Genomic DNA, 12,227 nt, shown 5'->3' on the forward strand with positions numbered 1-12,227 from the left:
CGCTGTCAGCGCTCCTCCAGCCTCACCGTCACCGCGCTGTTCATCGAGTTGCTGACGGTGCAGGAGGACTTGGCCTGCGTCGCGATCTGCCGGGCCAGCGCCGCGTCTTCGGCAAGCCTGCCGATCACGGTAACCTCAGCTGTTTCCAGCCGCCCCGGCAGTTCCGGCGCACCGACGCCCGCCACCCGCACCTGAAACGGCGGCAGCTGTACCTTGTTTCGGCTGGCCGTCCACTCCACCGAGCGCACGATGCAGGCGCCAAGCGCGGCCAGCATCGTCTCCACCGGCGAGCCGGCTGGCGGACAGGGGCCGCTGTCCGCCCCCTCGCCGCTGGCATAGCGCAGCTCAGCGCCGCCATCAAAGATCACGAACACAGGGCCGTAGCGCTTGGGTTTCACTTTCAGGACCACGCTCGCCTCCCTTTCCCTACAACAGGCCGCACCCGGGCAAACCCGGAAAACAGGCTCTAAACAGGCAAATCCTCGAAGGCGCCGGGTACCAGCTCCTCCCAGAACGCGGCCATTTCCGCCGCCAGCAGGGCCGCCGCCCAGCCGCGGTTGCGGAATTCCTCGCGGTCGATCTCATCCTCCAGGCGGCTCAGGAACAGCCGCTTGTCGGCATCCCTTTGCGTCGGCGAACGCCCCGCCGCCAGCTCGCGGATCCGCTCCAGCTTCTGCGCCCTGAGGGAGCGCTCCCGCGCCTTGGCCGCATCCTCAGCCGCCGCCATCCGCGCCGCCTCGGCCTCTGCCGCCTTGCGCGCCTCCGCCGCCGCCAGCACCTCCGGCGAAACCTCCCGGGCAGCCTCGGCAGGCGCGGATTTGTAATCGTCGCGCAGGGCCGCGCTCAGATAGCGCACCGGGCTGTCCACGCCTTTCTGACCCTTCAGATAGCCGACCTTCTCCGCCACATACTCCTCGCCATGCTCGGCAATCCACTGCCGCGCCAGACGGTCGCTCACGCCCAGCTCCATCAGCTGGGTGTAAACAGCCCCCTGCCGCACCCCTGCCCCGTCGTCGATATCCAGCATCGCCAGCTGCGGATTCTCCTTGATCCGGAACCGCACCTCCGCCACCTGCCGGCCCATCTTCTTGAACTCCGGCGTCAGGAGGATGTTGGAGGTCTTGTTCACCTCCGCCACCGCAGGCTTGATGATCTTGGCATTGAGATGCTTGAAGCTCTCGTAATAGGCGCTGCCATCCACCCCCATCAGGCGGCGGAACAGCGCAATGTCCCACCAGCCGGTCGAGCCGGTCCGCACAAAGCGGTAGCAGTTTTCATACAGCGCCAGCGCATGGCCGCTGGTGAACCGCCGCTGGATGTTCAGGTTGATCAGGGCAAAGACCTTGGGGTCATGCAGCTTCTCTGCCAGCGCCGGAGAGTAGGCATATTCGCAGACACCGCCCGACAGCTTGGCATAAGAGAGCAGCGAACTGACCCCCCATTCCTGCCGCCCCTGCTCATCCAGCATGTCCCATTCCGCCACCGTCTCCGCCAGCGAGCGCAGCGACTGCTTCAGCGTCTCCATGTCGTTGGAGTTGTAGCCCACCATCAGGCACAGCGTCTGCGCGTCGATCTGGTGCTTGGGCTTGGTGACCAGCGCGTCATAGGCATTGAGCAAGAGCACATTCGACAGCTTCCGCTGCAACAGCGTCAGCTTGCCCGAGACATGGATGGCGGCCACGTTCTTCTTCACCGACCCCCGGCGCAGGGGGCCTGTCAGCTTGTTGTGCGGGATACTTTCGGTGTCCATCGCCCTGCCCTTCTGCCCCGTCTTTTGGCCTTTGCGACTCTGCGGGGTCTGCTCCCGGACACTATGGCGGAAAAGGCACCCGCGCTCAATCCTGCTTTGGGCACCCATTTACGGGAGACCGCCATCCCGGAAACGGGTACCTTTGGAGGCTGCGCGCTCAGTTCCGGGAAAATCAGCCCCCAAAACCCCTCTTTCCCGGCTATTCTGGCCCCCGGAAATGCCCGTTTTGGCCTTCCTGAGTCGCGGGTGCCCGTCCTCCTGCGAATCGGGACCCTTGTTCCCGCAGACGGGTGCCTATGATCCCGGAAACGGGTACCCTTGATACCGGAACCAGGTACTCAATGCGCCGTAAGGATATGATAAGTAAGGGAATACCTGATCCAAAGATTCTAAACTGAATCAAAGATTCACAACATTTCAACCTGTTTGTGCGATAGTAGTTTTCGGGGAAAAGACTCATATATTCCGCGGGATACGGACGGCAGCGGAAAACAGATGCGCTGCCAGATAATGATTCACCTTCTGCCCAGGATGTGCGACAAAAACCGGGATAACACGCCAAACAGGCGATCTACCCGAGGCATAAGGCACATGGCAAAGAAACCTGATACCCCCCTGCCCCCCTATTTCAACCTGGATCCTGAGGCAGCGGCGGCCAAGCTCGGCGATCTCGTCGACACCGCCAGATTCGCCAAGGCAGCCGCGTTTGCAGGCCGCGGCCGCGATGATCTGGCCAAGCGCGGCTACGCCCCCGACGGGCGCAAGCGGCTGCGCAAGTTTTCCACCTGGGAAATCACCCGCTACCTGATCCCGGTCGCCCCGGCCCACCTGCGCCGGGTCCTGAACAAGAACCCCGACCTGCCCCAGGGCGAGGGCGCAAGCGGCTCCAAATGGTTCACCCTGGAGGAGGTGCTGAAGCTGCGCGACCATTTCGCCTCCGAAGGCATCTCCACCAAGGAATACCGCCCCTACCGGCCCGAGGGCCTGCCCGCCAAGGTGGTTGCGGTGGCGAACTTCAAGGGTGGCGTCGGCAAGACCTCCACCGCGGCGCATCTGGCGATGTCCGCGGCGCTCGACGGCTACAAGGTTCTGGTGGTCGATCTCGACTCCCAGGGCTCCATGACCTCGATCCTCGGCGGCCAGGTGGCGGATGAATGGCAGACCGTCTTCCCCCTGCTCGCCCGCGACTACGCCGAGGCGGTGGAGGCCGAGAACAAGGTCCGCGCCGCCTCCGGATTAGACTCTATTCCGCTGGATGAGACTCTGACCGAGGCCAAGGAGGTTTCGCTGCGAAACGTGGTCCAGAACACCCACTGGCCCAACATCGACCTCATCGGCGCCCAGCTGAACCTCTACTGGGCGGAGTTCCAGATCCCGGTCTGGCGCATGGGACTGCGCAACTGGGCGCTGTGGGACGCGCTAACCAACGCGCTGGACCAGGGCGGCGCGCTCGATGACTACGACATCGTGCTGCTGGATACCCCCCCTGCCCTCGGCTATCTGACGATCAACGCGCTGGCCGCCGCCGACATCCTGATGGTGCCGCTCGGCGCCTCCTTCCTGGAGTTCGACTCCACCGGCCGGTTCTTCGACATGCTCTATTCCACCTTCGCCTCGATCGAGGACGGGGAGAACGCCGCCCGCCGCCGCGCCGGGCTGCCGGAGATGAAGTTCGAATGGGACGTGGTCCGCGCCCTGATCACCCGCTTCGACGCCAGCCAGCAAAGCGACCTGGCCAATGTGATCCAGGCCTATTTCGGCGACATGATGAACGCCTACCGGCAGGATTACACCGCCCTGGTCGGCCAGGCCGGTGAAAGCGTGTCCGGCATCTACGAGGCCGACTACCGCAACTTCAACCGCGAGACCTATGTGCGCGGCCGCGAGGTGTTCGACCGCACCTACGCGGAATTCAAGGAGCTTCTGATCGGCAGCTGGTGGCGCGATCAGCAGATGGAGCAGGCACAACAGACCCAGCAAGAGGACAGAGCAGATGGCACGCCGCAGACAGCTTGAGACCCCCTCGCCCGAGGCGCTGAAGGAAATCGAGGCCGGCATCGACCGCGACCTGGCCCGCGGCCCCGGCGGGCTGCGGCCCCCGATCGCCGATGTGGTGGCGGATGCCGCCCGCCACGCAGACCCCCTGCCCCAGGCCGACCGCGAGGCCGCGGCGCGGGACAAATCGGACGCCGCCCGCCTGCGCGCAGCCGAGGAAAAGGGGCTGGTGGCGGTGGAGCTGCCGCTGGACGAGATCACCGCCGACGCCCTCAACCGCGACCGCATCGTGCTGGACGAGGAGGAGATGCAGGAGCTGATGGCCTCGATCTCCGCCAACGGGCTGCGGCTGCCGATCGAGGTGTTCGAGCCGCTGAACCCGGAGGATGCGGGCAAATACGCGCTGGTCTCCGGCTACCGACGCCTGACCGCGGTCCGCCGCCTCAATGCGATCAGCGGCGGTGAGCAGTTCCAGACCATCCCGGCCTTCATCCGCGAGCCCGGCAGCATCGCCAATGCGCTGGTCTCTATGATCGAGGAGAACGAGATCCGCTCCGGCCTCAGCCAGTACGAGCGGGGCCGGGCGGCGGCCTCGGCGGTGCATGACGGGATCTTCCAGAACGTCGACGATGCGGTGGCGGTGCTGTTCCAGCATGCCTCCAAGGCCAAGCGCTCCAAGATCCGCTCCTTTGCGCTGATCCACGAGGAGCTGGGCGACATGCTGGCCTATGCCACCGGCCTCAATGAGCGCCAGTGCCTGCGTTTGGCGGCAGCGCTGCGGGCGGGGTCGGCGGAGGTGATGCGCGCGGCGCTGGAGCAGGCGGGCGCGCGCTCCGCGGCTGAGGAATGGGACGCGGTGTTGCAGTTCGTCGAACAGGCCGAAGGCGCCCCCCAGGACCCAGCCCGCGGCGGCCGCCCCAAGACCGCGCAGAAGGTCGAGAAGAGCCGCCGGACCCAGGTGGCCAACGGCATCTCGATCGAACGGGAATTCGGCCCCGGCGGCTATGCGATCCGCTTTCACGGCGCCAATGTCACCTCTGACCTGGTCGATGCGGTGATGGAAAACGTGCGGCATCTGCTGGAGCAGGGCTGAGCCGGGCAGGGGCCTCGGAACAGGTTTCGCTGCGAAACCCCGGCTGGCACAGCCGGGGTTTTTTCGTATCCGGGCCCGTCCGGTGCAGCCGGAGGGCAGCCCCGGCGCCGGGGGTTTCGCTGCGAAACCTCTGTCCAGACCAGAATTCAGGGCCGGGTGAAGAGACGATGCGCCATCGTTTCAGCGCTGTTTCCAAGCCTGCCCTCGGTGCTGGTTCAGGCCCGGTTTCGCAGCGAAACCTCCCGCGCCGGACAGAAGGGATTGTGCGGCAGGGAGACCGCGGTCTGCCGGGCAGCCCGCAGCCGTGCGGGGCCGAGTTCATGCCGGTGCTGATGAGCCAAACAGGCGGCGGCGGGGAGTTGCAGGAGCGGCTGCACCGCCGGTTGCTGAAACCGGCAGGGCAGGGCGGTGCCGTGCCGGGCATGCGGAAGTGCATGTCAGGCCCGAGCGGTTGCGGTCCAGGTTTCGCTGCGAAACCTCCTGACCGGGGCACGGGGATACCTTGGTTGAGAAACGCGCCGCCTGCCAGACGGCCCGGGGCCGGGAGCGGATACCGCCGGTTTCCGGGCCGGCGCACCCGGCCCGCACCGGGTCACCGGCGCAGGCTCTGCCGTTCCTCTCTGGCCAGTGGCGGAGAGCGGTCCTGGCAGGAGAGGGGCCGGCAGGCGTGGCGGCCGCTGCGCGCAGGCCGTCCGCTGCGGGGCAGGGCAGGGGAGGTCCCGCATCCGGCAGGCGGTGCTGAACGCCGCAGGCTGAACGGGGGCAGGTTTCGCTGCGAAACCTCTTCAGCCAGGGCAGGCGGGGGCGTCAGGCCGGCGTTTCATGGGCCACAGGGGCCGCCGTTTAGCGGTTTTGGTGCCCTCATGGAACTTACGCCTTGCAAGCGGTTGAAAATAAACAATGTTGGCTGAAATTCCGTGCTATGGCCGTTTTCGCAGGGGGCTGCCTGTGATTAATCTCAGCCCGCAGCAGGGTTTCAGCGGTTTTCGCGGGTTTGCAGCCCGGGCGCGCTGTCCGGGCTGCTGCCCGGCGCTCCTTTTCCAGCCAAAAGATTGGACAGTTTGCCCAAAAAAACGGCGCCGAGGGGGTCCGGCAGCGCGCCGGGCGCTGCGGGCCTTTACAGCCTTTTGCGGCTTGAAACATGCTCTGGCGCATGCCCGATGCCCTGTCCATTGTTGTTGTCGAAACCGACCGCGAACGCGCGTTCATGATTGTGGACGGGCTGCGGGACGCCGGGGAATTCGACATTCAGGTGATCTCGGAACCCTCGGGCCTGGCACGTCAGATACAGATGCGCGACCCGGATGTGGTGCTGATCGATATCGCCAACCCCTCCCGCGATGTGCTGGAGGAACTGACGCTGGCCTCCGGCCCCAAGGACCGGCCGGTGGCGATGTTCGTCGACCGCAGCGCGGACGGGCTGTCCGCCGCCGCGGTGGAGGCGGGGGTGTCGGCCTATGTGGTCGACGGGCTGCAGCCCGCCCGGCTGAAGCCGGTTCTGGATGCCGCCATCGCCCGGTTCCGGCTGTTCCAGCGGATGCGGACAGAGCTTGCCGAGGCCAAGCGCGCCCTGGAAGAGCGCAAGGTCATCGACCGCGCCAAGGGGATGGTGATGAAGGCCCGGGGCCTTGGCGAGGACGAGGCCTATGCGCTGCTGCGCAAGGCTGCGATGGACCAGAACAAGCGCGTCGCCGAGGTGGCGCAGGCGCTGGTCACGGCGGCGGGGCTGCTGGCATGAGCGTGACCCGGATCCCCGCCGGCTATGTCCCGCTGACCGATGCGGCGCCGCTGATTGCGGCGCAGGAAATGGGCTTTGCCGCCGAAGAGAAACTGACGCTGGAGCTGCACCGCGCGCCCTCCTGGTCGTCGCTGCGGGACATGCTGGCCTTTGGCCAGGTGGACGCCGCCCAGATGCTGGCGCCGGTGCCGGTTGCCGCGGCGCTTGGCCTTGGCGGCGCCAGCGCGCCCCTGTCGGTGCTGTCGGTGCTGTCCGTCAACGGCACGGTGATCGGGGTCAGCAGCGGCCTGGCCCGCAGGCTGGCCGGCGCCGGGCACAGCTTCGCCTTTGATGATGCCGTGTCCGCGGGCAGGGCGCTGCTTGCCGCCGCCGGTCCGGAGCTGCGGATCGGCGTCCCGTTTCCCTTCTCCATGCATGCCGAATTGCTGACCTACTGGCTGAAAGGGCTGGGGGCGGGCACGCCCCGGGACATCGGCATCCGCACGGTGCCGCCGCCGCTGATGGCTGAGGCCATCCGCAGCGGCGAGATCGATGCCTTCTGCGTAGGCGAACCCTGGGGGTCGATGGCGGTGGAGCAGGGGGCCGGCGCGCTGCTGCTGCCGGGGCGGGCGATCTGGTCCTTTGCACCGGAAAAGGTGCTGGCGGTCCGCAGCGCCTGGGCAGACACGGAACCCGGCCTGGCGGGCCGCCTGATCCGGGCGCTGTGGCGCGCAGGCCGCTGGCTGGCCGATCCGGCCTCGCGCGGGCTGGCGGCGGAAATCCTGTCCGCCCGGCGGTATCTTGATCTGCCCGCCGAAATCATCGAGCGCGCGCTGTCGGGAAAGTTCACGGTGACGCCGCAGGGGCTGCAGCGCGAAGCCCCCGGATTTATCGGCTTCCATGAAGGCGCCGCGGGCTTTCCCTGGCGCAGCCAGGCGCAATGGATTGCCCTGCAGCTGGCCCGGCGGAACGGCCTGGACCGGCAGACGGCGCTGGAAACAGCCGGGTCGGTATTCCGCAGCGATCTGTACCGTGCCGCCCTGCGCGGGACCGGTGCGGAACTGCCGGGCGCCTCCTCGAAACTGGAGGGCGCGATCGGCGCCCCGCTGCTGGCCGCCGGAGAATCGGAAGCTGTCAGCCTGATGCGGAACCGGTTTTTCGACGGCCGCGTTTTTGATCCCCTGACCGCAGACTGATGAAAAAACGGGCAGCTTGCCGCGCCTTTACGCTGCAATGCAGAATTTCTTGCTGCGGGAGCAAAGAAACCTTTGGCGCAGGGCGGGTCTTCGGGCAGTCTGAGGTCAGACAGGCAACGGAGCCTGACTGAGATTTTTCCCGAAGACCGGGTTTCACTGAGCAAAGCCGCTCGACCCACCGCCACTCCTCCCGGCGGTGCGTGTCAGCGGCTTTTTTCTGTTCCGGCGCCCGCCGCCGGACGCAGCTAGGAAAAGGAACCAACCCGATGAAGACACTCATCATGGCGCTTGCGGCCTCGACTGCACTGACCGGACCGGCCCTGGCCGGCACCCTGGAGCTGGAAAAGGACGTGCTGACCTTCGGCTTTATCAAGCTGACCGATATGGCGCCGCTGGCGGTGGCCTATGAGCAGGGATTTTTCGATGACGAGGGGCTGTTTGTCACGCTGGAAGCGCAGGCGAACTGGAAGGTTCTGCTGGACGGCGTCATCGGCGGCACGCTGGACGGCGCCCATATGCTGGCAGGCCAGCCGCTGGCCGCGACCATCGGGTACGGCACCGAGGCGCATATCGTCACGCCGTTTTCCATGGATCTGAACGGCAACGGCATCACCCTGTCCAACGAGGTCTGGGAGATGATGAAGCCGAACCTGCCCACGGATGCGGACGGCAAGATCGCGCATCCGATCTCCGCCTCCTACCTGAAGCCGGTGATCGAGGACTTCAACGCCAAGGGCAAGCCGTTCAACATGGGCATGGTGTTCCCGGTCTCCACTCACAACTATGAGTTGCGCTACTGGCTGGCGGCAGGCGGCATCAATCCCGGCTACTACTCGCCCGAGAACGTGACCGGCCAGATCGGCGCCGAGGCGTTCCTGTCGGTGACGCCGCCGCCGCAGATGCCCGCCACGCTGGAGGCCGGCACGATCTCCGGCTACTGCGTGGGCGAACCGTGGAACCAGCAGGCGGTGTTCAAGGGCATCGGCGTGCCGGTGATCACCGACTACGAACTGTGGAAGAACAACCCGGAAAAGGTGTTCGGCATCACCGCGGAATTTGCCGAGGAAAACCCGAACACCACTCTGGCGGTGGTCAAGGCGCTGATCCGCGCCGCCCAGTGGCTGGATGAAAACGAAAACGCCAACCGCCCGGAAGCGGTGGAGATCCTGTCGCGCCCCGAGTACGTCGGCGCCGATTACGAGGTGATCGCCAATTCGATGACCGGCACCTTCGAATACGAGAAGGGCGACAAACGCGACGTCCCGGATTTCAACGTGTTCTTCCGCTACAACGCCACCTATCCGTTCTATTCGGACGCGGTCTGGTACCTGACCCAGATGCGCCGCTGGGGGCAGATTGCCGAGCCCAAGCCGGACAGCTGGTATGACGAGGTCGCCCGCTCGGTCTATAAGCCGGAGATCTATCTGGAAGCCGCAAAAATGCTTGTGGATGAGGGACTTGCCAGCCCCGAGGACTTTCCCTGGGACAGCGATGGCTACAAGGCCCCGACCCCGGCGGAAGATATCATCGACGGCATCCCCTTCGATGGCAAAACGCCCAACGCCTATATCGACAGCCTGCCGATCGGACTGAAGTCCGGCCAGACCGTCGTTGGCAGCGCCATTCAGGGCTGATCCCGGACGGGAGGGCAGTGTCCCGGCAAGGGCCGGCGCCGCTCTCCTCCCTCCCCGCAATACCCAGAGGACGACACCATGACGATCGCCGACCCCGACACGCTGAGCACCGAGGCCCGCCGCGCCCGGCTGTTCACCCGCATCAACAAGATGGACGCCTGGTTCCAGGTCTTTGGCCTGGCCTGGGTGACCCCGGTTCTGAAAGCCGCCGCCGGGGACAATCCCAAGGCGCAGATCAAGGAAATCTGGCGGCTGCTGGCGGTTCCCGTCATCGCCATTGCCGCGTTCCTGATGCTGTGGGCCGTGCTGGCGCCCAAGGTGCAGACTTCGCTGGGCGCCATCCCCGGCCCGGGTGCGGTGTGGACCGAAGCGGTGAACCTGCATCAGGATGCGCAGGCCAAGGCCGCCAAGGAGCGGGCCCATTACGAGAAAGTGGAGGCCCGCAACCAGCGGTTCATCGACCGCGGCCAGCCGGAGCGGGTGAAGGATATCCCCTATACCGGCGCGCCGTCCTATTACCAGCAGATCCGGACCTCGATCCTGACCGTCTTCTTCGGCTTCCTGATCGCCGCCGCCGTGGCGATCCCGCTGGGCATTCTGGCGGGCCTGTCGCCGGCCGCGAACGCGGCCATCAACCCGCTGGTGCAGATCTTCAAGCCGGTGTCGCCGCTGGCCTGGCTGCCGATCGTGACCATGGTGGTCTCGGCGCTATATGCCACCAACGACGGGCTGTTCTCAAAGTCGTTCCTGGTCTCGGCCATCACCGTCACGCTGTGTTCGCTGTGGCCGGCGCTGATCAATACCGCGCTGGGAGTGGCCTCCATCGACAAGGACCTGGTGAATGTCTCCAAGGTTCTGAAAATGAACACCTATACCAAGATCACCAAGCTGGTGCTGCCGTCGGCGCTGCCGCTGATCTTTACCGGGCTGCGGCTGTCGCTGGGGGTCGGCTGGATGGTGCTGATCGCGGCTGAGATGCTGGCGCAGAACCCGGGCCTCGGCAAATTCGTCTGGGACGAATTCCAGAACGGCTCCAGCCAGTCGCTGGCCCGGATCATCGTTGCGGTGCTGACCATCGGCGTCATCGGCTTCCTCTTGGACCGGGTGATGTACGCGCTGCAGTCGCTGTTTACCTTCACGAACAACCGGTGAGCCGTCATGAGCATTCTTGAATTCAGCAATGTCTCCAAGAGCTTTGGCGAGGGCACCGGCCGCACCGACGTTCTGAACAACATCAGCCTGCAGGTTCAGGAGGGCGAGTTCCTGGTGCTTTTGGGCTTTTCCGGCACCGGCAAGACAACCCTGATCAACCTGATGGCCGGGCTGGAGAGACCGGCGGAGGGGGCGGTCACGTACCGGGGCAGGGAGGTCACCGGCCCCGGTCCCGAGCGCGGGGTGATCTTCCAGAGCTATTCGCTGATGCCGTGGCTGACGGTGAACGGCAATGTCGCGCTTGCGGTGGACACGGTCTTTCCCGGCCTGTCCAGGGCGGAGAAACAGGCGAAGGTGGACCATTATGTGAAAATGGTCGGACTCAGCCACGCTGCGCACCGCCGTCCGGCGGAGCTGTCGGGGGGGATGCGCCAGCGGGTCAACGTGGCGCGGGCGCTGGCAATGGATCCGGAGATGCTGCTGCTGGATGAGCCTCTGTCGGCGCTGGACGCGCTGACCCGCGCCAATCTGGCGGATGAGATCGAGGCGATCTGGGAGGCGGACAAGAAGACCTGCGTGCTGATCACTAACGACGTGGATGAGGCCATTCTGCTGGCCGACCGCATCCTCGTCCTGAACCCGGACGGCAGCCTGGGGGAGGAGTTCACCGTCGCCATTCCCCGCCCGCGCGACCGCTCCGCGATGAACACGGACGAGAGCTTCAAGCGCCTGCGGGCGTCGGTCACCTCCTGCCTGATGGATGTGGGCATCAAGGCGCGGGCCGAAGGCACGAAGACCCTGCCGGACGTGACCCCGATCCACGGGCTGCCGGCGGCTGTGGCGGAGGCCGCGAAGTCGATCACCGAGGAGCGGTTTCTGGATTTCTCGCAGCTGCACAAGATCTACCCGACGCCCAAGGGGCCGCTGACCGTGGTCGAGGATTTCAACCTCAAGATCAACAAGGGCGAGTTCATCTCGCTGATCGGCCACTCGGGCTGCGGCAAATCCACGGTGCTGACGATGGCCGCCGGGCTGAACCCGATCTCCAAGGGGGCGATCAAGCTGGACCGCCGCCACGTGGAGGGCGCCGACCCCGAGCGCGCGGTGGTGTTCCAGTCGCCGAACCTGTTTCCCTGGCTGACCGCGCGGGAGAACTGCGCCATCGGCGTCGACAAGGTCTATCCCAAGGCGTCGCAGGCGGAGCGGCAGGACGTGGTGGAATACTACCTGGAGCGCGTCGGCCTGGCGGACGCCATGGACAAGCCCGCAAACGCGATGTCGAACGGCATGCAGCAGCGGGTCGGCATCGCCCGCGCCTTTGCGCTGTCGCCCAAGCTTCTGCTGCTGGATGAACCCTTCGGCATGCTCGACAGCCTGACCCGCTGGGAGCTGCAGGAGGTGCTGATGGAGGTCTGGAGCCGCACCAAGGTGACCGCGATCTGCGTCACCCATGACGTCGATGAGGCGATCCTGCTGGCCGACCGGGTGGTGATGATGACCAACGGGCCGCAGGCCACCATCGGCAGGATCACCGAGGTGGACCTGCCGCGCCCGCGCACCCGCAAGGCGCTGCTGGAGCACCCGGATTACTACACCTACCGGCAGGAGGTGCTCGATTTCCTGGAGGAATACGAGCACGGGGCCAAGCCGGCCCCCAAACCGGCCGCAGACAAGATTGCAGCGGAGTGAG

Annotated in this window: 9 protein-coding genes; 7 read left to right on the top strand and 2 right to left on the bottom strand. The window is 65.9% G+C overall.

Annotation, left to right across the window (positions count from 1 at the left end; translation table 11 throughout):
- Window positions 1-5: 5 nt before the first annotated feature.
- Window positions 6-410, bottom strand: coding sequence for an OsmC family protein (locus tag AB1A62_RS15770; protein ID WP_366662413.1), 405 nt, complete (start codon window positions 408-410; stop codon window positions 6-8).
- Window positions 411-466: 56 nt separating this feature from the next.
- Window positions 467-1,750 (bottom strand): replication initiation protein, encoded by a 1,284-nt coding sequence (locus AB1A62_RS15775; protein WP_366662414.1) that lies wholly within the window; start codon window positions 1,748-1,750, stop codon window positions 467-469.
- A 591-nt stretch (window positions 1,751-2,341) separates the two neighbouring features.
- Here AB1A62_RS15775 and AB1A62_RS15780 point away from each other — a divergent pair.
- The 7 genes from AB1A62_RS15780 to AB1A62_RS15810 all read left to right on the top strand — a co-directional run bounded on the left by AB1A62_RS15780 (window position 2,342) and on the right by AB1A62_RS15810 (window position 12,226).
- Window positions 2,342-3,766, top strand: a complete 1,425-nt coding sequence (locus AB1A62_RS15780; RefSeq protein ID WP_366662415.1) for an AAA family ATPase — start codon at window positions 2,342-2,344, stop codon at window positions 3,764-3,766.
- Complete coding sequence (locus AB1A62_RS15785) at window positions 3,744-4,838, top strand: ParB/RepB/Spo0J family partition protein (protein ID WP_366662416.1); 1,095 nt, start codon at window positions 3,744-3,746, stop codon at window positions 4,836-4,838. Before AB1A62_RS15780 ends, AB1A62_RS15785 begins: the two co-directional genes overlap by 23 nt.
- A gap of 1,153 nt (window positions 4,839-5,991) precedes the next feature.
- The gene (locus AB1A62_RS15790; protein WP_366662417.1) at window positions 5,992-6,576 is read left to right on the top strand and encodes an ANTAR domain-containing protein; all 585 of its coding nucleotides are present in this window, start codon (window positions 5,992-5,994) and stop codon (window positions 6,574-6,576) included.
- On the top strand, window positions 6,573-7,751 hold the full coding sequence (locus tag AB1A62_RS15795; protein WP_366662418.1) for a CmpA/NrtA family ABC transporter substrate-binding protein: 1,179 nt from the start codon (window positions 6,573-6,575) through the stop codon (window positions 7,749-7,751). The genes AB1A62_RS15790 and AB1A62_RS15795 overlap by 4 nt, the downstream gene beginning before the upstream one ends.
- Window positions 7,752-8,017: 266 nt before the next feature.
- Entirely contained in the window at window positions 8,018-9,385 is a 1,368-nt protein-coding gene (locus AB1A62_RS15800) for a CmpA/NrtA family ABC transporter substrate-binding protein (protein ID WP_366662419.1), read from the top strand.
- A 78-nt stretch (window positions 9,386-9,463) separates the two neighbouring features.
- Window positions 9,464-10,537: an ABC transporter permease gene (locus tag AB1A62_RS15805; protein WP_366662420.1), complete on the top strand. Its 1,074-nt coding sequence runs from the start codon at window positions 9,464-9,466 to the stop codon at window positions 10,535-10,537.
- Between the two features lie 6 nt (window positions 10,538-10,543).
- On the top strand, window positions 10,544-12,226 hold the full coding sequence (locus AB1A62_RS15810; protein WP_366662421.1) for a nitrate ABC transporter ATP-binding protein: 1,683 nt from the start codon (window positions 10,544-10,546) through the stop codon (window positions 12,224-12,226).
- Window position 12,227: the final 1 nt, after the last annotated feature.

This window comes from Leisingera sp. JC11 (genome assembly GCF_040704725.1).
Lineage (GTDB): Bacteria > Pseudomonadota > Alphaproteobacteria > Rhodobacterales > Rhodobacteraceae > Leisingera.

Coding starts and splice junctions, on each gene's coding strand:
- AB1A62_RS15775 (WP_366662414.1), bottom strand. CDS start 1,750: ATGGACACCGAAAGTATCCCGCACAACAAGCTGACAGGCCCCCTGCGC.
- AB1A62_RS15810 (WP_366662421.1), top strand. CDS start 10,544: ATGAGCATTCTTGAATTCAGCAATGTCTCCAAGAGCTTTGGCGAGGGC.
- AB1A62_RS15780 (WP_366662415.1), top strand. CDS start 2,342: ATGGCAAAGAAACCTGATACCCCCCTGCCCCCCTATTTCAACCTGGAT.
- AB1A62_RS15795 (WP_366662418.1), top strand. CDS start 6,573: ATGAGCGTGACCCGGATCCCCGCCGGCTATGTCCCGCTGACCGATGCG.
- AB1A62_RS15805 (WP_366662420.1), top strand. CDS start 9,464: ATGACGATCGCCGACCCCGACACGCTGAGCACCGAGGCCCGCCGCGCC.
- AB1A62_RS15785 (WP_366662416.1), top strand. CDS start 3,744: ATGGCACGCCGCAGACAGCTTGAGACCCCCTCGCCCGAGGCGCTGAAG.
- AB1A62_RS15800 (WP_366662419.1), top strand. CDS start 8,018: ATGAAGACACTCATCATGGCGCTTGCGGCCTCGACTGCACTGACCGGA.
- AB1A62_RS15790 (WP_366662417.1), top strand. CDS start 5,992: ATGCCCGATGCCCTGTCCATTGTTGTTGTCGAAACCGACCGCGAACGC.